The organism is Mucilaginibacter sp. JRF, assembly GCF_015223065.1.
In the GTDB taxonomy this organism is placed as follows: Bacteria; Bacteroidota; Bacteroidia; order Sphingobacteriales; family Sphingobacteriaceae; genus Mucilaginibacter.
Map to the genome: position 1 here is coordinate 78,342 of NZ_JADFBY010000005.1, position 20,831 is coordinate 99,172.

Sequence of the window (20,831 nt, forward strand, 5' to 3'; positions counted from 1 at the left end):
TATTTTTGGCAAAGATATAAACTTAAAGTGTTTGCACGGGCAGCAACTCAAATGTGTAACCCTGGCTTTTCCACAAGCCCAATGCCCTGGGCAGCACATACTCCAGGCGGTTAAAGGCCTTCAAACTATCATGAAATACCACAATGGAGCCCGGTCGGGTATATTTAATGGTTTTTTTAAGGCAGCGCTCGGGTTTAAGCGTCATGTCGAAATCACCGCTTAATACATCCCACATAATAATATCCAGCTCTGGGTTCAACGCCTTTAACCTTGCCGCCTGCGAGCGTTTTATACGCCCATACGGCGGGCGAAACAGGTTGGTATGCAGCAGGTCATCAGCCTGTTTAAAGTTTTGGGTATAGGTGTCATCATCAGTTTTCCATCCTTTAAGGTGATTAAAGGTGTGGTTACCTATGGCATGCCCCCCGCGTTTTACCTGCTCAAAAATATCCGGATGCTTGCGCACGTTATCGCCAATGCAAAAAAAGGTAGCCTTAGCCTGGTACTGTTTTAAAATATTTAATACATGCGGTGTAACAATAGGTATAGGCCCATCGTCAAAAGTCAAAAAAATACTGCGGCTGTCGGTTTTTATGTCCCACGTTAGGTTGGGGTACAGTAATTTTAGCAGGCGCGGAGTTTTAAACAGGTACATAGGTACAAAATAAGCAAATGTTTCATTTATAAAATATAAGTTAAGTACAGGAGCAACCTAAAACCGGCTAATCCATTAAAAGGCACTTATGAAACACCATATACTAAAAAGCTTGAGGGCTATATTTTTAATGCTGATGCTAAGCATACCGGCATTAAACGCCGCCGCTCAGGAAAAGATAACCCTGCAACGTGCCGTTGAACTGGCGCTGGAGCGTAACCTCACCATTAAGCAGGCGCAGTTAAGCGAAGCCCTTACCGGTGAGGATTTGAAGCAATCAAAATACAACCGGCTGCCCGATCTGAATGTGAACACACAAGGTTCATTCAACTGGGGCCGAAGCTTAGATCAGTCTACCTACTCGTTCACCAATCAGCGTATTTTTACGGCCTTTGGCTCGTTAACATCGCAAATTGTGTTGTACCAGGGCGGGCAGCTGCGTAACCAGATCATCCAGAACAAGATACAATTAGAGGCCGACCGTACCAACACTACCAAGGTTAAAAACGACCTGATACTGAATGTAGTGACCACTTACCTTACCGTATTAACCAATCAGGATTTACTTACGGCTGCCGATCAGCAGATCGCTATTTCAAAGCAAACGCTTGATCGTGCTAATATCAGCTTTAAGGCCGGTAACCAAACCGTTGTTGATCTGTCGCAAGCCAAATCGCAACTATCAACCGCCGAGCTTAACCGTACCGACGCGCAAAACCAGCTGGAGCTATCAGTACTTACGTTGAAACAATACATGGAAATGCCGCCCGAAACACCAATAGAGGTGGTTAGGCCTGATGTTAGCCAGCTATCGGTACAATCCCTGTTCAATGCGCAGGATGTATTGAATACGGCACTTACCGTAAACCCCGATGTTCGCCTGGCCGAATTACAGCGCGATGTATTAAAACAAGCGGTAAAGGTTGCCAAAGGCGCTTACTATCCCAATTTGGTATTGTTCGCTTCATTAGGATCAAACTATTCAAGCATTTATCAGCGCCCCGGTCAGCCTTACGCTACCGGCGAGTTCAACCCGATAGGCGTGGTTAATAATGCGACCCGCGATACGGTTGTTACGCCAGCATTTGCAACGCCATTTAATAAGCCAAATGTATTTGGCCAGTTGAGCGATAATTTCTATCAATCAATAGGGGTGAGCTTGCAGATACCTATCTTTAGGCGTTTTGCTACCCGTACCGCGGTGCGCAAGGCAAAAATTCAATATGAAAATGCCGAAGTTCAGGCACAATTATCGCGCAATAACCTGAGTAAGATCATTTACCAGGCTGTGTGGGATGTGCAGGCGGCCCAAAAACGCTCTGTATCGGCACAGCAAACCTACCAGGCCAATAAGGATGCTTATAACGCCATATTGCAACGGTTTAATGTAGGTTTAGTAAATTCGCTTGATCTGAATACCTCGTTAACCAACCTGAACAAAGCTGAGTTTGATATGATACAGGCACGCTACCAAATGGTGTTCAGAAGCAAAGTGATCGATTATTATCTGGGAAAACCTATTACGCTATAACTATTAACTGAATCATGGGAAAGACTACAAAATATATTCTGATAATTGCCGGGGTACTTGTTGTACTGCTGATCATCGGCAAAGTGTCCGGCTTTTTAGGCGGATCAAATAAAACACAGGTAGCAACCGAAAAGGCTGCCGACCGTACCATAACCGAATCGGTATCGGCAAGTGGTAAGGTAAAGCCGCATGTTGAGGTAAAAATAAGTGCCGAGGTATCAGGCGAGGTGGTTGACCTGCCGATAAAGGAAGGCGACGTGGTTAAAAAAGGCCAGCTGTTATGCCGTATCAGGCCTGACATTTTGCAATCGGGCTATGAGCGTGCCGTGGCATCATACAATACCCAAAAGGCCACCGTGGGCAACTCAGCCCAAATGCTAAAACAGGCCGAGGCTAACTTTAACAACCAGGAATCAATATACAAACGCAATAAAGAGCTTTATGATAGCAAGGTAGTTACCGCTGCTGAGTTTGAAACTGCCAAAGCTAATTACGAAAGCGCCAAAGCCAGCCTTGAAGCATCAAAGCAAAGCGTTATCGGTGCAAAATTTGGGTTGGATCAATCACAGGCTTCGGTAAAAGAGGCTCAGGATAATCTGGCTAAAACCTCAATTTACTCTCCGGTGGATGGTGTGGTATCAAAACTATCTATTGAAAAAGGTGAGCGTGTGCTGGGTACCATCCAAATGGCGGGTACGGACATCATGACCATATCTGACGTGAACGCCATGGACGTTAATGTTGATGTTAACGAGAACGATATTAACCGTGTAGCCGTGGGCAATGAGTCGGATATTGAGGTAGATGCCTTTTTGGGTAAAAAATTCAAGGGCAAGGTTATTGAGATAGGCAGCTCGGCCAACGTGGTAGGTACCAATGCCGATCAGGTTACTAACTTCACTGTTAAGGTGAGGATCAATCCTGAATCGTACAAAGCATTGATGAGCGATAAGGCAGGCAGCCCGTCGCCATTCCGTCCGGGACTTACCGCTACTGTCGAGATCAAGACCAGCAACGTAAAAAGCTTGTCGGTACCCATACAATCAGTAACCACACGTATCGAGGAAAAGAAGAACGCCGCCCCTAAAAAGGATGATGACGATGAGGAAGCGAAAAAGCTTAGCGAACCCGTTAAAACCTTTGTATTTGTATACAACGCCGGTAAAGTAAAACAGGTGCCGGTAAAAACCGGTATTCAGGATGATACCTATATCCAGATACTATCGGGCCTAAAAGCAGGCGACGAGGTAGTATCAGCACCATACTCGGCCATATCAAAAACCTTGAAGGATAATGAGGAAGTAGAGAAAGTAGACAAATCAAAACTCTTTGGCGGCGAAGAAAAGAAGTAGTTTTTAGTTTATTATGTTAATATGAAAAAGGGTCTGCTTATGCAGGCCCTTTTCTGTTTTCAGTAGCTTTTTATGTTAGGTCAATCGTCAAGATTACCCCATTTTCACCACCGCGTCATTGCGAGGTACGAAGCAATCTTCGAGCGACTTGTCCCGTTGGAATATCCTAAAGAGATTGCTTCGTCCCTCGCAATGACGTGATTTTGAATCAAGATCAATTCCCTCCCTGGGGAGGGCAGGGAGGGGTTCACAAACCGTTCAAAAAGATTGATTCGGTTTTCATAACACCCCATCTAACCTTGTCATTTCGAGCGATAGCGAGAAATCTGTCGCTTTGCTATGAACGCAGATAGATTTCTCTCTCGTACCTCGTTCGAAATGACATACTTGTTAAAATGGTATTGAAGTCCTCCCCCTCGGGGAGGATTATTCGCTATGAATTTTTTTAGATGGTGCTCATGAGGGCTTCGCCGTTTAGGAGGGTGCTACAACGGCAACTCCGAAGTCTTTAAAAACTTTACCTGGAAAAGTTTGTCCCAGTTTTTGCCGGTTACGAAGATGCGTTTGCCTTTGGCATCGTAAGCTATACCGTTAAGTACGTCGGCATTGGCGTTGCGCTTGTCTTTAGGGTACAGGGCGCTCATGTCAATTTTGGCTAATACGGCACCGGTTTTAGGGTCGATAACCAATATATCGTCTTTCATGTAAACGTTGGCGTACAACTTGCCGTCAATGTATTCCAGCTCGTTTATCTGGTCTATCTGTTTCTCGTTATCGTAAACATTGATGGCGCCTATCTGGTGGTAATCATTTTTATCCAACAGTAAAATGCTGTTGCTGCCATCGGTATTGTAGATCTTTTCGCCGTCGAAGCATAGGCCCCAACCTTCGGTACCAGCGGTGTAGCTAAAGGTTTTTAGTTGTTTGAAAGATTTTTTGTCGTACACGTAGCCTATCTTCTCTTTGTAGGTAAGCTGTACAATTTTATCGCCAACTATGGTGATGCCCTCGGCAAATACTTTCGGGTCTATCATGGTTTGCTGAACTACCTTGCCGGTGTTCAGATCAACCCTGCGCAGGCTTGACTGGCCGGTTACATCCTCGCCCTCCGGAGGGGTCAGATAACCGCCGTCGCTCTCAAATAAAAAGCCATCATGGTATTCCAGGCCTTCGGTGTATGATGAAGTATCATGCGGAAAAACTTTTTCAACCTTAAAAGTGTAAACCTCCGGCGCTTTGGCGGCAAGTAATACAATATTGCTGGTAACTTCCTGGCTTTTGCCGCCTGTAAATACATTGGCAGTGATCACCTTATTACCCAGCGGCATGCCATCGGTTTTAACGGTAATGGCAGTAGTATCTTTACGCGAACCAATGTGCAGGGTATCTAACATATACACTATTGAATCGGCGGTCATGCCATCGGGCAGAGTTACCTTAACCGAAAGTTCTTTGCCTGAATTAATGCTTGTGCCCGCCTCCGGACTAATAGCGATATCGGCAGATTTTGGTTTGTCGTCGCCACAGCTGGCTATGGCTAACAGTGCTGCTCCGGCTAAAAAAAGTTTAAGTTTTTTGTTCATATTTATAAATCAGCAGATGGCCAAAAGGCATCTTCAATATGTTTTAACGTGTAATTTCCGCTTTTATTAAACAGTACCGAAATTATATCAAAACGCACATCGCCCTGGTGGTTTGTTATGTAGATGTACTCGTCGGCAGCCTGTGCCATCAGGCGTTGCTTGCGGTTGTCAACAAAATCCTCGGGCGCTCCAAAACCGGTTCCGGTACGGGTTTTAACCTCGGCAAATATAATCACCCTGTTTTTATAAGCTATCAGGTCAATTTCGGCCTTGCCATAGGTCCAGTTCTCATCCAGTATTTCATAACCCAAATTTTCCAGATAAGTTTTGGCCAATGTTTCGCCCCGCTTGCCAAGCTCAAGGTGTACAGCCATTTATTTTAGAATTACCGAGCCCAGATAATCGGATATATGCTTCTCAACCTTTTTCATGCGCATGTACTGGTTAAGCAATATTTCCTGATCCTGCTCGCTTGGGGTGTTTTGTAGTTCTTTACGCAGATTCTCTAAAATTTGAGCGACCTTATGTTTTTTAAGGTGAAAGATAGCGCCTAATATGGTAGCCTTCATGTTCACCTGCTCGTCGGGTACTGATATGTTGTGCATATCGTACCAGTTCTCGCTCAAAATGTATTTGGTGGCTATCATAGTAACCGTAAGGTCAACTATTCCCTTTTCCTTATGGTGAATGTAATGCTGTTCATCAGGCAGTACGCCATTTTCTACCTCACGGCGATAATCTTCTACAAATGCTTTGCAAACGGCGCTGTCAAAGGTAACGTCGCTCAGTTCGGCTATCATAAACGGCCCTATGTAGGTGTTGGCAATGCCATCCCAATCTATCATGCGGTTGCCGTACAATAACAGTAAACGGATTATCTCCCGCTCCTGATTGTAAGCCTCCTCCCTTTTCTCGATAGATGGTGTTGCGGGTGCTGCTCCCGGTTCATCAAAAAACAGATCCTCGGGCGGCATGTCCGGGTGCTGTTGCGATGCGCGCTGGTTATGGTTGTATTGCTGCTGCGAATCTTTTTTGGCCTTGGCCATACGCATTTTGTTCAGCTCAGATAGTAGTGCGCGCTCATCGATCTGCATAATGTGGCTGCACTCCTTAACAAATACTGATGCCTTGATAGAATCAGGTATTTTGGCGATGCTCTCCACAATTTCGCGTATCACCCCGGCCTTGCGGATAGGGTCGGTACCGGCCTCTTTTAGCAGGATGCCGGTTTTATATAGAATAAAATCTTTTTTATTTTGATCGATGTAGGTTTTAAAGGCATTGGTACCCACACTTCGTACATACGAGTCAGGGTCGTGCCCGTCAGGAAACAGCACTACCTTAACGTTGAGGCCTTCCTCCAATATCATATCCAACCCGCGCAGTGATGCCTTGATGCCCGCCGCGTCGCCATCGTATAAAATGGTAACGTTTTTGGTGAGCCTGCCAATCAGCCTGATCTGCTCAACTGTTAATGAGGTACCCGATGAGGCCACCACATTTTCGATACCTGCCTGATGTACCGAAATAACATCGGCATAACCCTCAACCAAATAGCAATTATCCTCATCACGAATAGCCTTTTTGGCAAAGTACAGTCCGTAAAGTACGCTCGATTTATGGTATATCTCCGATTCGGGAGAGTTTACATACTTGGGTACGCTTTTGTCGCTTTTTAGGGTACGGCCACCAAAGGCTATTACCCGGCCGGTAAAACTATGTATCGGGAACATTACCCGGCCACGGTAACGGTCGTACATGCCACCATTATCGCGCTTTACTGATAGGCCGGTTTCTTCCAGGTATTGCGCCTGGTAACCCTCCTTTATGGCCTGCGAAGTAAAAGCCTCCCATTGGTCGGGCGAGTATCCAAGCTCAAACTTGCGCATGGTTTCGGCGGAAAAGCCGCGCTCCTTAAAGTAACTCAGGCCAATGCTCTGGCCCTCGTCGGTTTCCCACATGCTATCCTGAAAAAACTTAGCCGCGAAACCCGATACGATCATCAAACTTTCGCGATGGTTGGCTTCTTCCAGGTTCTCGGCGCTGTCAACCGTTTCCTCTACCTCGATGCCATACTTTTTGGCCAGCCACTTTAACGCTTCGGGGTAGGTGAACTTCTCCAGCTCCATCAAAAAAGTAATGGCCGAACCACCCTTGCCCGACGAGAAATCCTTAAAAATACCCTTAGCCGGTGATACCGAGAACGACGGGGTGCGTTCGTTACTGAAAGGCGACAGGCCGATGTAGTTAGCGCCGCGCTTTTTTAACTGCACAAAATCACCTATAACCTCCGCAATGTCGGTGGCTTCCATTATTCGGTCAACGGTAGCTTTGGTGATCATGATATTAAAATGCAAAGGTAGGGCAATTGTGGCAATGCCTTAACTTGTTGTAAACGTTAAATTAAGAAATTTTTGATTGTGAGGGCTTTAAAAATGTAATGGCTATACCGCCAAGTACTATCAGGCTGCCAGCAATTTCGGCAAGGCCAAGCTTTTCGTGCAGCATTACAGCGGCCAGCAAACCCGTAACCACGGTTTGGCTAAGCAGGGTGATGGATACCTTGGTAGGCGCCAAAAACTTAATGGCGTAGTTAATGGTGATCCACCCGGCAAGCTGGCAAATAAGGCCTGTAGCCAAAAAGTAAAGCCACGTAGCCGCCGGGAAATGGGTTAGGTTATACCCGCCTCCAATACCCAACGCCAATAAAAATATCATGGAAGCCAGCATGTTGTAAAACATAAAGGTGAGTGTATTTACCCGCTGCAATACACCCTTGCTGATAACAATATACAGCGAGTAAAAAAAGCTGGCCAGCACGGCAAGCAGCACGCCATCGTTAATGTGCAGCGCCAGTATGTTGCGAAAGCCTACCAATACCACCATGCCGATGATAGCGATAACCGTACCCGCCCAAAACAATTTGCCGGTTTGCTTGCGCAAAATAAAAAAGCTGATAAGCCCCACCCATACCGGCGCCAGGTTAGCCAACAGGGTTGATACGGTAGCGCTTATTTTTAGTATGGATATATTCCAAACGGCAATATCGGCAGCGAAGATGATACCGCAGATGAGGGTGATGGTCAGATCCTTCCGCTCAATTTTCAGTAGGCCTTTGGCTACGCAGTAGGGCAGCAAAAATATCCAGGCCATAAATATGCGGTAAAAGGCCGCGGTGATGGCCGGCTCGGCGGCAAGCTTCACAAATATGGGCGAAAAGGATATAAATATAATGCCTATGGCGAGGCTAAGCTTCGGGTTCATTAAACTGGTGAAATAACAGACCTCAAACTTACAAAAAATTAAATGTGATGATGTTGTAGCGTTTGTGCAGGAATTATCGTAATAATTTATAATCACCTAAAAACCGATCAATTATGAAAGCCAAACTACTTATTGCATTACTTGCCGCGGCAAGCTTATTTACAGCGTGTTCAAAAGATCAAAAAGAAGATGATGATGTTATCTTCTGCTGTGCCAAACCGGGCAACTTTATAAGTGCTACAAAAGCCGATACTACATGGCGAACAAATGAATTAGCATTAAGTCATGATAAAGATTCACTTGTTTTAATCGCAAGCGCCAATGGCGAAAAGCTCAGGTTAAGCATTAAACTTATTGATACAGGCAAATACGCTATCACTCCTATAAACGGCATATATAATGTTACACTTAAGGGTAATACCACCGCAAGTGAATACCGTGCAACTGCCGATACCTCTAACTATATTAATGTAATTACATACAGCCCGGCCACATACTATATTAATGGCGAGTTTAAAGCTAAATTTGTAAAAATAGCGAATAGCTCTAATGCTGATCTTCCTGATACTATAAGTTTTACAAAGGGCAGATTCAGGGCAGCAATACCTAAATAATTAATTAACATCAGAATTATAGCTTTGCCGGGAATGATATACCGAATGAGAAACCTACTATACTTAATACTATTTACCGCATTTGCCTTAACGGCCTGCTCAAAAGGCGAAAAGGTGTGCTGCGACGCACCAGAGGATAACACGATATTTATGCGTGCCCAAAAGGCCGACACAACATGGCAGGCCGGCAGAACAGGATTAATATTTTATGAGGATTCGGTGGCTATATACGGTACTAATAAGGAGGAGCATTTGATCATTAACATTAAGCCGACAGGCATAGGCAGATATCCTATCACTCCTCAAAACGGTGTATTTACCCTTACTACGGGCGGCGATGTAACCAGTGCCGAATACCGCGCCACAGCCTCAAGCTCAAATTATATTAATATTACCCGGTACGATGCTACCAGGGGATTTGCCGAAGGCGAATTCAGCGCTACGTTTGTTATAAACCCACGTTACGCAAGCTCCGGCCTGGATAATGAGGTGAGTTTTATTGAGGGGAAGTTCAGGGTAGATATACCTTACCAATAATATAGTTTTATCTGAATAAGTATGATAAGAAAAACGATAGTGATGCTGGCTTTTGTAACCCTGTTATTAGCCGCGTGTAATAAAAACAGTTTATCGCCCGATAAACAAAATTATATCGAGATGAAGTTGAAGGATAAGGTCTGGGCATCATCACTGCAAACATCATATTACCAGGATACGTTGTATGTGCACGCGTCAAAAGGCGAGCAACATGTAACCTTTAAAATGAAGTTTAATGGCAAAGGCAAATACACGCTCGGTACCGATCAGGCACGATACACTGAAACGGTAGGCGGCGATGTAATAATAGGCGAATATTCAACAGGTAATAGTGGCGGTACGCTGAACATTACCAAATACGACGAAGCAAAAAAAGTTATTGAGGGTACTGTAACCGCTAACCTGACCATGAAGTATCCCACGCGCGAAAGTTCATCGTCAACAAATTTGAATATAAAGCAGGGCAAATTCAGGGTTGATCTGCCAAAATAATTGGTTTGATGGTGCATTAATCCGAAATTGCACGCAGATCTATATGCGAAATATTATTTTTTTTATAGCGATCGTGATGGTCGCACTGTCATCATGCTCAAAGGGCGAAAAGGTATGCTGTGATGCACCTGCTGCCCCGCAATTGCCTGATTTTTATGTGTACGGATTCAAGAGTGATACTGCATGGGTTGGAAAGCCATACGTTAGTTTATCAAATCGTGGGGTGCTATATTTAGAAGCAAAATCCACTTCGGAAAGCTTTATTTTACTAATTGAAGACTTTAAGGGCAAGGGCAGTTACAAGCTGGCAGGCACCAATTGCCGGTTTTATAACGAAAACGGGATCGATTACTATGCCGATCTTTCGCCCGTCAACTCGTTTGATGTGGATGAGTACGATGAAACCACCGGTATTTTAAGTGGAACCCTAACGGTTAACATGAAAACAAGGATGACGAGTTTGCCCGGAAACCCCGATCCGGAATTTTATTTTTCAAAAGGGCAATTCAGGTTGGCTTTGTCTAAATAATTGTATTTTTGGCGCTCAAATAATATAAAATCATGGGCCAGAGAATTAAGATTAAAGCCTTGTTGGAGAGCGATGATACCAACATTGATGTAACCGTAAAGGGATGGGTGCGTACCTTCCGCAACAATCAGTTCATAGCTTTAAACGATGGTTCAACCAATAATAACGTACAAATAGTTGTTGATTTTGAGAATACCGATGCCGCTTTATTGAAGCGCATTACCACCGGCGCGGCCTTAAGCGTAACCGGTACCGTAGTGCCATCACTGGGTAAAGGCCAAAAAATCGACATTAAAGCTAAAGAGATAGAAATACTGGGCGATAGCGACCCGGAAAAATACCCGCTGCAACCTAAAAAGCACAGCCTGGAGTTTTTGCGCGAAATAGCGCACCTGCGTTTCCGTACCAATACGTTTGGCGCGGTGTTCAGGGTGCGTAACAGCTTGTCGTTCGCGGTACACCAGTTTTTTCAGGAGCGTGGCTTTGTGTATCTGCATACCCCGGTTGTTACCGCGTCGGATGCAGAGGGCGCAGGCGAAGCATTCAAGGTAACCAACTTTGATCTGGATAACATTCCGCGTACCGAAACGGGCGAGATCGACTACAAACAGGATTTCTTCGGCAAAGCCACTAACCTTACCGTATCTGGCCAGTTAGAGGGCGAACTGGGTGCGATGGCGCTGAGCGACATTTACACCTTCGGCCCTACCTTCCGTGCCGAAAACTCGAATACTACCCGCCACCTGGCTGAGTTTTGGATGATAGAGCCCGAAATGGCTTTTTATGATCTGGATGATAACATGGATCTGGCCGAAGGCTTGCTGAAGTATGTGATCAAATACGCTTTGGATAAGAACCTCGAGGATATTGAATTCCTGAGCCAGCGTTTGCAGGAAGAAGAAAAGCAAAAGCCGCAGAACGAGCGCTCAGAAATGACGCTGCTTGAAAAACTGCAATTTTGCCTGGATAACGATTTTGTGCGCCTTACTTACACCGAGGCTATCGATATATTAAAGGAATCGACCCCGAACAAGAAAAAGAAATTCCAGTACCTGGTTGAGGGCTGGGGTACCGATCTGCAATCAGAACATGAGCGTTACCTGGTTGAAAAACATTTTAAAAAGCCGGTTATCCTGACGGATTATCCGAAGGAGATCAAAGCATTTTACATGCGCCAGAACGAGCCGGACGCCAATGGTCGCGAAACGGTACGCGCAATGGATATCTTGTTTCCGGGTATTGGCGAAATTGTAGGTGGTTCGCAACGTGAGGAGCGTTTGGACAAACTGGAACAACGTATGGACGAGATGGGCATACCTAAAGAGGAGCTTTGGTGGTACCTGGATACCCGCCGCTTTGGTGCCTGCCCACATGCCGGTTTTGGCTTAGGCTTTGAGCGTTTAGTGCTGTTTGTTACCGGTATGGGTAACATCAGGGACGTTATACCTTTCCCAAGGTTCCCTAAAAACGCGGAGTTTTAATGGTAAGCATCTCTATACAAAAACGGCCTTTAGCAATGCGCTAAAGGCCGTTTTTATTTATACGCTGAATTTTATCCAGCCATTGCCCTCAAACCCGAATATGAATTGCTTAGGGTTGATAATCTCGGCCATGATCTCTAACGAATCGACCAATCGTGGGCCAGGGCGGTTAAAATATTGGTTGCCATCGGCAATATAAAGCCGGTTGTTTTTAATGGCTTTTAACTCGGCAAAGCCGGGTTTATCTAACAATAAACTGATTTCGCGCATGGTGCGGTCGATAGAAAAGCCGCAAGGCATCAGCACAATAACATCCGGGTCGGCCAGGCGAATATCATCCCAATCCACATACGGCGAATGTTTACCGGCATCGGCCAATACAGGTTTACCACCGGCAATGCTTACCAATTCGGGTATCCAATTGCCTGATACCATTAGTGGGTCTAACCACTCGATACAAGCTACGGTAGGCTTAGCGTCAATAAATTTTAACTTATGGCGAATAATGTTGATGCGTTCCTCCAGGTCTTCTATCAACGCATCACCGGCATCAGCCACATTTAATGTTGATGATACGCGCTTAATATCGGCCAACATATCATCAATACTATTGGGCTGTAATGATATTATTTGAGCCGGTTTATCGAGGTGATCCTGCAATGCCTGCTGTATCTTGGGTAATGATACGGCGCAAACATCACACTGGTCCTGCGTTATAACGATATCAGGCTGTAATTCCCTGATCACATCTTTTTTTACGGTATATAACGATAGCGCGTCGTTCAGTATCTCTTTTACCTTACTATCAATTTCGCCGCTGCTCAACCCATCCGGAATGTTGGCTTCGGTGCAAACAGGCAGGTTTTGTATGCTCTCCGGGTAGTCGCACTCGTGCGAGCGGCCAACCAGGTTTTGTTCCAAGCCTAAAGCGCAAATAATTTCGGTAGCTGATGGTAAAAGCGATATGATACGAAGTGATGATGACATGCAGAAAAAATTAATAGTACAGCGAAGCGATGATCAGGTTATCGCCTCATTTCGCTAAGGATGGCCCTTAGCAGTTCATTGGCATGCTGCGACCCGATGATGTACAGCAAACCATCGCGATCGGTAAGGTGAATAGCCTCACGCCCGCCCGCATAAAAACGGATGGTGCCGCGGGTATGCAAATTGTAAACCGGGTTATTGAACAGGTAACGGCTGTAAGTGCCCTTTTCGGCCTTAACAATACTGTTCAGATCTATTTTTACCAGGCGGGTGGTCCACAAACCATCCAGCATAATGCTTTTGTTTTGCACACGGGTACGAAAGTGCAGCAAGAAGCCCATAATGATGGAGATGATAATAATGGCGAAGCCTACTACAATAAGCAGATCGCCATTGCTATTATTACCCTCAGTAAAAAAGTAGGCCGCAAAGCACGACATGGCCAGTACCAGCCTGATAGTTAGCGGGATAAACTCCCTGCCCAGGTATTGTTTCTCGATGTAAACAGGTTTGTCGCTCATGCCTTATTTAAACAGTTCGAATATAGTAACTTTTTTAGTGTTGTGGCTTACCTTGTAGCGTTCGTCGGGCCGGTAACCGGCAACCCACATAATATCGCCGTTGCCGTTCACTAATAACGGTTTTTGCTGCTTTTTGTGTAGCGGTATTTTCAGGTTGATGAAAAAGTCGCTTAGCTTTTTGCGGGTTTTCATCCCCAGGGGATAAAAATAATCGCTTTGCTGCCAGTGGCGAATGCTAAGCGGATAGATCAGCTTATCCGCGTCAACAGATACCGCGAAAGGGTTATCCTTAACTATCAGCGGCGAATCATCATGCAAAATGGCTATACGTTGCCCATCAAAACGCACCTCGTGGTCGGTTTCATTAATGATTACTGTTTCGGTTGATGCAGTGATGTTTTCAACCAATATCAACTTGCCCCGGTCAACAGTTAACCTATGCGTTGCCGAAGCGAACCATTTGCCGCTTTGCGCATCCAGCGAAGCTATTACGTCATCAACCACAGGTTCGGTAAAACCATAAGGTTGCAGCAGTTTGTACAGCAACAGCTGTTGTGGCTGCAAGGCTTTAACGGCATCAACAGCTATATGAATCTCATCATTATGCGGAATAAACAGGTCGTGCCTTACCTCCGCAACCTTTAGCTCCAGCAATTCCTCCAACTGCCGAAAGTGGCGCAGGTTGTTATCAAAAGTATTCTCCAGGTTGGGGTTAAGCTCGCGCAGTTTGGGTACTACCTCGTGCCTCAATTTATTGCGCGCGTATTTGGTTGAGGCGTTCGAGCTATCCTCAACATAAGCTATATCCTCAGCCTTAACAATGGCTGCTATCTCCTCCCGCGTGAGGAAAAGCAGGGGCCTCACCAACACGCCGTTTTTAGGCAATATGCCATGCAGGCCCGCAATGCCGGTACCACGTGTAAGGTTTAACAATATTGTTTCAATAGTATCGTTCTTGTGGTGGCCAAGCGCAATAAGGCGGTAATTATATTGTTGCCTTATTTGCTCGAACCAATTGTACCTCAGCTCTCTTGCCGCCATTTGTATGGAGATTTTATGAGCGTTGGCATACTGCGTGGTATCAAAATTGATGGTATGAAATGGTACGCCAAGTTGCGTGGCCAGGTCGAGGCAAAATTGCTGATCGGCATCGGCCTCGCTGCCTCGAAGGCCAAAGTTGCAATGTGCTATGCCAAAGCTGTAACCTGCCGCGCTGAATAACCGGGCAAGCAAAACAGAATCAATACCCCCGCTAACAGCTAACAAAATGCTGTTTTGAGGCGTAAAAAGACTATTTTGCTCAATAAATTCGGTAAAACGCTTAACAGGGAGCATGCATCAAAATTATTAATTTAATAAGCCCCGCAAAAAACTAATTTTGCCAACGTGAATAAATGCCTTTTAAGTTTACTGTTGCTACTGATCACAGGCGTAGCTTTTGCTCAAAAAAAGAAAACGCAGGTACAGGTTACCAAGTCTGATCGGAGCGAGGTTTTCAGGATTTCCGGCAAAGAAGTCCAGAAGATTTATAATGGCACCTTTGTTCATGAAAATACGGTGATGCAATCAGACAGTGCCTATCTGTATTTTAAAGAGAACATGTTTGACGCGTTTGGTAATGTGCACATCATTCAGGGCGATACGCTGAACATTTACTCGGATAAGCTGAATTATAGCGGCAATACCAAAACGGCTATCCTTACCAATAATGTAAAGATGATCGACAAGGATGCCATCCTAACCACTGATTATTTGACCTATAACACAGCTACCAAAATAGGTACGTATACCGGCGGCGGTAAACTCATCAATAAGGATAATACCCTCACCAGTAAAAACGGCTATTACTTTGCCGGTTCGCGCGATGCTTATTTTAGGTACGATGTAGTGTTGAACACGGTTGACGCGCTGATCAAGACCGATACCATGCGCTACAACAGCGGCAGCCGCATTGCTTATTTTTACGGGCCTACCAATATTTACGGCAAGGCTAAGGATAAAGATACCCTGTATACCGAATACGGAACCTACAATACGGTGAACGAGCAAGCTTTCTTCACCAAGAACAATTTGTACAAGCAAGGCACCAAATCGTTAAAAGGTGATACTTTGTTTTACGACCGGTTGCTGGGGCTTGGGCGTGCGGTTAAGCATATTACGTTTAATGATAAGGAGCAGAAAGTAACCATGAAGGGCGACCTCGGCGTATTTAACCGCAAGGAGGAACGCACCGTAGTTACCGAGAATGCCTACATAATACTGGTTACCGAAGAAAAGGACACCACACAAACCGATACCACCAAAAAGCTCGACAAAATAAAAACCGACAGTTTGGAAAAGGTATCACCCAAAAAACCGGCAAAGCCACTTGAGGTAAAAGCGCCGGCGGCAACGGTGAAGAAACCGGCAGCGAAGCCCGCCGGAAAGTCAAAAACACCGGTGCCAACCTCTACATCAACCATTGTTATTAACGAGAAGGGCGAGCGCATCAAGGTCGATTCGGTATACATGAGTGCCGATACGCTTGAAACGCAGATCATCACCTATAAAAAGCTGAAGGCCTTACAGGAATTACGACGACTGGCCAACGTGCGCGATACCGCCGCACGCCCCGCTGTTCCCGCGAAACCGAAACCTATTGTTTACAAAACATCGCCAAAGGTGCTGAGTGTTGATCCGCCTAAAATGCGTTTTGATACCGGTTACCGTCTTCCGCTGTTATTCGGCAAACCAAAACCTGCACCGGTTAAGGTTGATAGTGCCGCACTTAAAAAGGCCGCGGCAAAAACGGATAGCACCGCCAAGGGTAAACCCGATAGCGCTATTGTCACCAAAGCCGATAGCGCGCGCAAACTGGGAAATGTACCGGGCAAGGTAGATTCTGTTTACATGACCACCAAGGTTAAGCTGAGCGATACCAGCCGCGTAAGGGTGATATTCGCCTATCACGATGCCAAGATCTATAAGTCGGACTTGCAGGCTAAAGCCGACTCGATGTTCTATAGTTATGCCGACTCCACCATCCGTTGTTATATAAAACCCATTATGTGGACGCAGGGCTCGCAACTATCCGGCGATACCATCAATCTGCAAATGAAGAATAAGAAGCTGGACAATATGGACATATATTATAACTCATTTGTGGTCAATGTGGATAAGGATGATTCGACCCACTTTAACCAGGTGGGCGGTAAAAAAATGCGCGGCTTTTTCAAGGATAATAAGCTCAACGTAATGTTTGTTGACGGCAATGCCGAGAGTATTTACTTTGACCGTGATAGCACCACCAAGGTTGTTAGCGGCATGGGGCGCTCGCTTAGCAGTCGTATGCGTATCAGATTTAATGCTAATAAGCCTATCACTATGGCTTTTATGTCGAAAGTTGATACCAAGTATGGGCCTATTGGTAAAGTAACCGAAGATGACCGCATACTTAAAGGCTTTATATGGAAACCAAAGGAGCGCCCGGCATCAAAAGAGATGGTGATCAATTCGGCAAAACGCAAGGCCGCCAACCGTGCCGCTGCACGGGCTGAAGCCGCCGTGCAACAAGCCGCCGAAGCCAAAAAAGCTGCCGCGTCTAAGCCAGTTACGGGTGCCAAAGGGCAGCCTCCGGTTAAGGGCGCTCCGCAAAATCCCGCGGTTATGCAAAAGGTGAACGCTACTGATAGTACAGCCCGAGATTCAAGCATCAACCTGCTTCCCGGTAATCTAAAGAATGAGAACCGCAACCGCGTTACTGACGGCACGTTAAACACTGCCCCTGTAATTATGCCTGCGGTTATCCCTCAAAAAGATACCGCTACGGTTAAACCAGCGCCTACCCAGCCCGCACGTAAGGATAGCACAGCGCAATAAAAAATTAGCTTAACACTGTATTCCCATTAAAATAATTTTTAAATAAATGAATATTCATTTATTTTTACTTTATGAAAGAATAATTAATGCGAAGCAGGGATATTGATAAACAATTGCTTGTAAAACAAAAAGCGATAGAGTTGATGGTGCGCGAAGGTTTTGAAGGCTTTAGTATGAACAAGCTGGCCAAAGCCTGTGGAATATCGGTAGGTACGCTGTACATCTATTACAAGGATAAGGATGACCTTATTATACAGATAGCCGAGGAGGAGGCCAAGCGCATGAGCAGTATGATGCTGGATGATTTTGACCCCGAAGCCGGTTTTGCCGAGGGATTGAAACAGCAGTGGAAAAACCGCTCAATACATATGATAGAGAACCAGCAAACCACACTGTTTTTTGAGCAGCTGCGAAGTTCAACCTATCAGAGTGTGATATACGAGAGCTACTTTGATGAGTTTAAGGTGAAGATGAGCCGCTTTATGAAAAACGCTATCGACCGTGGCGAGATCAACCCTATGCCGATGGAGGTATATTGGTCGGTAGCTTTTGCGCCGCTGTATAATTTGGTGCGTTTTCATAACGAGGGGCGTAGCATTGGCGGCCGGTCATTCGTATTAACCAATGATATGATATGGCAAACCTTTGAGCTGGTATTGAAAGCGCTAAAAAAATGATCGTTGTAAAAATGTTTTTATGGATGGTTCGTCAATAAACCCTGCCGGGGTGCTGGTTTTTAAAACCAACATCAGTACCTCAACCGATAAGGCCAACATTAGCCGGTTGCTTGATGCCGATGAGGCTATCAACGATTGGCACATTGATCTGGATGATTGCGATAAGGTGCTGCGTGTTGTAACCCACCGCCTTTGTGCAATGGATGTTATTGAACTGGTTAACCAAAAAGGTTACCTGTGTATTGAACTTATTTAACTGATAACAAATGAAACCTGATACTACAGCGGTAACATTTACCGCTTATCAAAAATTACTGATAGCACTACTGGCACTGCTGCAATTTACCGTGGTGCTTGATTTTATGGTGTTATCGCCCCTTGGCGATATCCTGATGAAATCGTTAGATATGACGCCCTCTCGCTTTGGCATGGTGGTATCATCATACGCCTTTAGCGCGGGTGCATCGGGCCTGCTTGCCGCCGGCTTTGCCGATAGGTTTGACCGTAAGAAACTACTGGTGTTTTTCTACAGCGGCTTTATTATCGGCACACTATGCTGCGGCCTGGCCAATAGCTATTGGATGCTGCTTGGCGCACGCATATTCACCGGCTTGTTTGGTGGCGTTATAGGCGCTATATCATTAGCCGTAGTTACCGATGTTTTTGAGATAAACCAACGCGGCCGTGTAATGGGCGTGGTACAAATGGGCTTTGCCGCCAGCCAGGTATTGGGCATACCTGTGGGGTTATATTTTGCCAACAAATGGGGCTGGCATGCGCCGTTCATCATGATCGTGTTCCTGGCTATAGTTATTGGCCTGGTGGTGCTTTTAAGGATGCAGCCCGTTACCAAACACATCGGCTTACAAAAAGATAAAAACCCTTTTGTGCACTTGTGGCATTCCATAGCCAACCCTAAATACCAAACCGGGTTTTGGGCAACGGCATTCCTGTCTATTGGTGGCTTTATGATGATGCCTTTCGGTAGCGCCTATCTTATCAATAATATCGGCATATCGCAAGAGCAATTGCCGACCGTGTTTTTATGCAGCGGACTGGCCTCTATCATCATTATGCCGATGATAGGTAAGCTGAGCGACAGATATGATAAATTCAAACTTTTCGCGGCAGGTTCGGCATTAGCTATTGTGATGATATTGATATACACCCAACTACCACGCGTGCCCCTTTGGGAAGTGGTGGTGCTTAACATGATCATGTTCATCGGCATTATGGGCCGTATCATCCCATCAACAGCCTTAACCACGGCAATCCCGGAGATGGTTGACCGTGGCGCTTTCATGAGTGTTAACTCATCGCTACAGCAAATGGCGGGCGGTGTTGCTGCCTTGTGCGCGGGTTTAATAGTTACCCAGCCGCATAAGCATGGCCCGTTACAGCATTATGATATTTTGGGCTATGTGGTTTGTACCGCCATTGTGCTATGCCTGTACATGGTATATCGCGTTAGCGTAATGGTGAAGAACAAAGCAGCCGCGCCACCGGCAATACAACAGGCCGAAAGTTTGAACGAGGCTTTATCTTAAATTATAAAAGAGGGGCAGCCAATCAGGTTGCCCCGCTTTGTTTTTGCGCTGCTACTCTGCTGCGGAATAAAAATTGTGTCGCCACAAAACAAATACAATTCAAAAAGTATTTGATAGGGAAACAGACACAAAAACATGGCAGAACCAAGAAACCGGCCCACAGGCAAGGCCGATGATGAACTTTCATTTGCGCACAAAGTATGGATAGTAGTAGGCATACTGGCATTGTCCGTTTGTCTGATACTGATACTGCGTGTGGCCTTTAATGTGCTGCTGATGGTATTCGCCGGTTCGCTGATAGCCGTATTTTTTCACGGCTTTGCCGATATGATACAACGCTGGACAAAATGGAAACGTGCGCCATGTGTCATTATCTCGGTATTGGGCACATTCCTGTTATTAGGAACCCTGTTTTGGTTTATGGGTAATACCATACAACACCAAATAGCCTCATTGAGCGATGAATTTCCGAAGGTAGTAAAAGCAGCTCAGGCCAAATTACAGCAAACATCGTGGGGCGCCAAGCTCGTAAAAAATGTTTCGGGATATGATGCCACCCAGCTCATGACTACCGCTCAAAGCTTTTTCAGCACCAGCTTTGGCGTACTTGGCGATCTGTATATCATCCTTTTCCTCGGTATTTTCTTCACCTCCGCACCATCGCTTTACAAAAATGGTATTATTAAACTGGTACCACCCGCAGCTAAAGAGAATGCCCATGTAGTGTTAGACAGGTTGAGCTTTGTTTTAAAAGGCTGGATGAAAGGTATGTTGCTGGCCATGTGTCTTATAGCTGTACTCACGGTTACAGGACTAAGCGTTGTTGGTATCCCGATGGCACTGACCTTAGCCTTATTAGCAGGTTTACTCAACTTTATACCCAACTTTGGTCCGCTGATAGCTATGGTACCTGCCGTGCTCCTGGGCTTTATGGATAGCGCAAATACCGCTATCATTATAGCCATTATGTACATACTGATACAAACGCTGGAAAGCAACATCATCACCCCAATGGTGCAAAAAAAGATGATCGACCTGCCACCCGCGCTAACCATCATCAGCCAGGTACTAATGGGAACACTTTCTGGTGTACTGGGTATATTATTAGCTACTCCAATACTGGCTGTAGTGATAGTGTTAGTTGATGAGCTTTATGTTAAGAGACAGAAGCAGGATGCGAATATCGGGCTTGAGTAAGTCGAG

At 45.5% G+C, this 20,831-nt stretch carries 20 protein-coding genes; 12 read left to right on the forward strand and 8 right to left on the reverse strand.

The window, feature by feature from the left end; translation table 11 throughout:
- Positions 1–22: 22 nt before the first annotated feature.
- On the reverse strand, positions 23–655 hold the full coding sequence (locus tag IM792_RS14090) for a polysaccharide deacetylase family protein (RefSeq protein ID WP_194102524.1): 633 nt from the start codon (positions 653–655) through the stop codon (positions 23–25).
- Positions 656–743: 88 nt separating this feature from the next.
- Here IM792_RS14090 and IM792_RS14095 point away from each other — a divergent pair, with 88 nt between their 5' ends.
- Complete coding sequence (locus tag IM792_RS14095) at positions 744–2,186, forward strand: TolC family protein (protein ID WP_194102525.1); 1,443 nt, start codon at positions 744–746, stop codon at positions 2,184–2,186.
- A 14-nt stretch (positions 2,187–2,200) separates the two neighbouring features.
- The gene (locus tag IM792_RS14100; RefSeq protein WP_194102526.1) at positions 2,201–3,538 is read left to right on the forward strand and encodes an efflux RND transporter periplasmic adaptor subunit; all 1,338 of its coding nucleotides are present in this window, start codon (positions 2,201–2,203) and stop codon (positions 3,536–3,538) included.
- Positions 3,539–4,023: 485 nt separating this feature from the next.
- On the opposite strand, the gene IM792_RS14105 is transcribed toward IM792_RS14100, so the two are convergent.
- The 4 genes from IM792_RS14105 to IM792_RS14120 all read right to left on the reverse strand — a co-directional run bounded on the left by IM792_RS14105 (position 4,024) and on the right by IM792_RS14120 (position 8,385).
- Positions 4,024–5,121 (reverse strand): glutaminyl-peptide cyclotransferase, encoded by a 1,098-nt coding sequence (locus IM792_RS14105; RefSeq protein ID WP_194102527.1) that lies wholly within the window; start codon positions 5,119–5,121, stop codon positions 4,024–4,026.
- Positions 5,122–5,123: 2 nt separating this feature from the next.
- Positions 5,124–5,495 carry a YraN family protein gene (locus IM792_RS14110; RefSeq protein WP_194102528.1) on the reverse strand — a complete coding sequence of 124 codons (372 nt, stop codon included), beginning with the start codon at positions 5,493–5,495 and terminating at the stop codon, positions 5,124–5,126.
- A complete protein-coding gene (gene dnaG, locus IM792_RS14115; RefSeq protein ID WP_194102529.1) occupies positions 5,496–7,463 on the reverse strand; it encodes a DNA primase in 1,968 nt (655 codons plus the stop codon).
- A 61-nt stretch (positions 7,464–7,524) separates the two neighbouring features.
- The gene (locus IM792_RS14120) at positions 7,525–8,385 is read right to left on the reverse strand and encodes a DMT family transporter (RefSeq protein WP_194102530.1); all 861 of its coding nucleotides are present in this window, start codon (positions 8,383–8,385) and stop codon (positions 7,525–7,527) included.
- A 113-nt stretch (positions 8,386–8,498) separates the two neighbouring features.
- On the opposite strand from IM792_RS14120, the gene IM792_RS14125 reads away from it, so the two are divergent.
- From IM792_RS14125 to asnS, 5 genes are read left to right on the forward strand one after another with little or no spacing between them, the layout of a single operon-like run.
- The gene (locus tag IM792_RS14125) at positions 8,499–8,999 is read left to right on the forward strand and encodes a DUF6252 family protein (protein ID WP_194102531.1); all 501 of its coding nucleotides are present in this window, start codon (positions 8,499–8,501) and stop codon (positions 8,997–8,999) included.
- 45 nt (positions 9,000–9,044) lie between these two features.
- Positions 9,045–9,536, forward strand: coding sequence for a DUF6252 family protein (locus IM792_RS14130; protein ID WP_194102532.1), 492 nt, complete (start codon positions 9,045–9,047; stop codon positions 9,534–9,536).
- 21 nt (positions 9,537–9,557) lie between these two features.
- Positions 9,558–10,028, forward strand: coding sequence for a DUF6252 family protein (locus tag IM792_RS14135; RefSeq protein ID WP_194102533.1), 471 nt, complete (start codon positions 9,558–9,560; stop codon positions 10,026–10,028).
- A 43-nt stretch (positions 10,029–10,071) separates the two neighbouring features.
- Positions 10,072–10,557, forward strand: a complete 486-nt coding sequence (locus tag IM792_RS14140; protein WP_194102534.1) for a hypothetical protein — start codon at positions 10,072–10,074, stop codon at positions 10,555–10,557.
- A 32-nt stretch (positions 10,558–10,589) separates the two neighbouring features.
- A complete protein-coding gene (asnS, locus tag IM792_RS14145; protein ID WP_194102535.1) occupies positions 10,590–12,038 on the forward strand; it encodes an asparagine--tRNA ligase in 1,449 nt (482 codons plus the stop codon).
- 57 nt (positions 12,039–12,095) lie between these two features.
- On the opposite strand, the gene IM792_RS14150 is transcribed toward asnS, so the two are convergent.
- From IM792_RS14150 to tilS, 3 genes are read right to left on the reverse strand one after another with little or no spacing between them, the layout of a single operon-like run.
- Entirely contained in the window at positions 12,096–13,025 is a 930-nt protein-coding gene (locus tag IM792_RS14150; protein WP_194102536.1) for a cobalamin-binding protein, read from the reverse strand.
- Between the two features lie 38 nt (positions 13,026–13,063).
- Positions 13,064–13,546: a hypothetical protein gene (locus IM792_RS14155; RefSeq protein ID WP_194102537.1), complete on the reverse strand. Its 483-nt coding sequence runs from the start codon at positions 13,544–13,546 to the stop codon at positions 13,064–13,066.
- Positions 13,547–13,549: 3 nt separating this feature from the next.
- Entirely contained in the window at positions 13,550–14,881 is a 1,332-nt protein-coding gene (gene tilS, locus IM792_RS14160; RefSeq protein WP_194102538.1) for a tRNA lysidine(34) synthetase TilS, read from the reverse strand.
- 51 nt (positions 14,882–14,932) lie between these two features.
- On the opposite strand from tilS, the gene IM792_RS14165 reads away from it, so the two are divergent.
- The 5 genes from IM792_RS14165 to IM792_RS14185 all read left to right on the forward strand — a co-directional run bounded on the left by IM792_RS14165 (position 14,933) and on the right by IM792_RS14185 (position 20,825).
- Positions 14,933–17,404, forward strand: coding sequence for an OstA-like protein (locus IM792_RS14165; RefSeq protein ID WP_194102539.1), 2,472 nt, complete (start codon positions 14,933–14,935; stop codon positions 17,402–17,404).
- A gap of 86 nt (positions 17,405–17,490) precedes the next feature.
- A complete protein-coding gene (locus tag IM792_RS14170) occupies positions 17,491–18,081 on the forward strand; it encodes a TetR/AcrR family transcriptional regulator (RefSeq protein WP_194102540.1) in 591 nt (196 codons plus the stop codon).
- Positions 18,082–18,100: 19 nt separating this feature from the next.
- Positions 18,101–18,337, forward strand: coding sequence for a hypothetical protein (locus IM792_RS14175; protein WP_194102541.1), 237 nt, complete (start codon positions 18,101–18,103; stop codon positions 18,335–18,337).
- A gap of 10 nt (positions 18,338–18,347) precedes the next feature.
- A complete protein-coding gene (locus tag IM792_RS14180) occupies positions 18,348–19,628 on the forward strand; it encodes an MFS transporter (protein ID WP_194102542.1) in 1,281 nt (426 codons plus the stop codon).
- Between the two features lie 135 nt (positions 19,629–19,763).
- On the forward strand, positions 19,764–20,825 hold the full coding sequence (locus IM792_RS14185; RefSeq protein WP_194102543.1) for an AI-2E family transporter: 1,062 nt from the start codon (positions 19,764–19,766) through the stop codon (positions 20,823–20,825).
- Positions 20,826–20,831 lie beyond the last annotated feature (6 nt).

Bases quoted from the DNA above. Each gene is read 5' to 3' on its own strand.
- IM792_RS14090 (WP_194102524.1), bottom strand. From the start codon at position 655: ATGTACCTGTTTAAAACTCCGCGCCTGCTAAAATTACTGTACCCCAAC.
- IM792_RS14095 (WP_194102525.1), top strand. From the start codon at position 744: ATGAAACACCATATACTAAAAAGCTTGAGGGCTATATTTTTAATGCTG.
- IM792_RS14100 (WP_194102526.1), top strand. From the start codon at position 2,201: ATGGGAAAGACTACAAAATATATTCTGATAATTGCCGGGGTACTTGTT.
- IM792_RS14105 (WP_194102527.1), bottom strand. From the start codon at position 5,121: ATGAACAAAAAACTTAAACTTTTTTTAGCCGGAGCAGCACTGTTAGCC.
- IM792_RS14110 (WP_194102528.1), bottom strand. From the start codon at position 5,495: ATGGCTGTACACCTTGAGCTTGGCAAGCGGGGCGAAACATTGGCCAAA.
- dnaG (WP_194102529.1), bottom strand. From the start codon at position 7,463: ATGATCACCAAAGCTACCGTTGACCGAATAATGGAAGCCACCGACATT.
- IM792_RS14120 (WP_194102530.1), bottom strand. From the start codon at position 8,385: ATGAACCCGAAGCTTAGCCTCGCCATAGGCATTATATTTATATCCTTT.
- IM792_RS14125 (WP_194102531.1), top strand. From the start codon at position 8,499: ATGAAAGCCAAACTACTTATTGCATTACTTGCCGCGGCAAGCTTATTT.
- IM792_RS14130 (WP_194102532.1), top strand. From the start codon at position 9,045: ATGAGAAACCTACTATACTTAATACTATTTACCGCATTTGCCTTAACG.
- IM792_RS14135 (WP_194102533.1), top strand. From the start codon at position 9,558: ATGATAAGAAAAACGATAGTGATGCTGGCTTTTGTAACCCTGTTATTA.
- IM792_RS14140 (WP_194102534.1), top strand. From the start codon at position 10,072: ATGCGAAATATTATTTTTTTTATAGCGATCGTGATGGTCGCACTGTCA.
- asnS (WP_194102535.1), top strand. From the start codon at position 10,590: ATGGGCCAGAGAATTAAGATTAAAGCCTTGTTGGAGAGCGATGATACC.
- IM792_RS14150 (WP_194102536.1), bottom strand. From the start codon at position 13,025: ATGTCATCATCACTTCGTATCATATCGCTTTTACCATCAGCTACCGAA.
- IM792_RS14155 (WP_194102537.1), bottom strand. From the start codon at position 13,546: ATGAGCGACAAACCTGTTTACATCGAGAAACAATACCTGGGCAGGGAG.
- tilS (WP_194102538.1), bottom strand. From the start codon at position 14,881: ATGCTCCCTGTTAAGCGTTTTACCGAATTTATTGAGCAAAATAGTCTT.
- IM792_RS14170 (WP_194102540.1), top strand. From the start codon at position 17,491: ATGCGAAGCAGGGATATTGATAAACAATTGCTTGTAAAACAAAAAGCG.
- IM792_RS14175 (WP_194102541.1), top strand. From the start codon at position 18,101: ATGGATGGTTCGTCAATAAACCCTGCCGGGGTGCTGGTTTTTAAAACC.
- IM792_RS14180 (WP_194102542.1), top strand. From the start codon at position 18,348: ATGAAACCTGATACTACAGCGGTAACATTTACCGCTTATCAAAAATTA.
- IM792_RS14185 (WP_194102543.1), top strand. From the start codon at position 19,764: ATGGCAGAACCAAGAAACCGGCCCACAGGCAAGGCCGATGATGAACTT.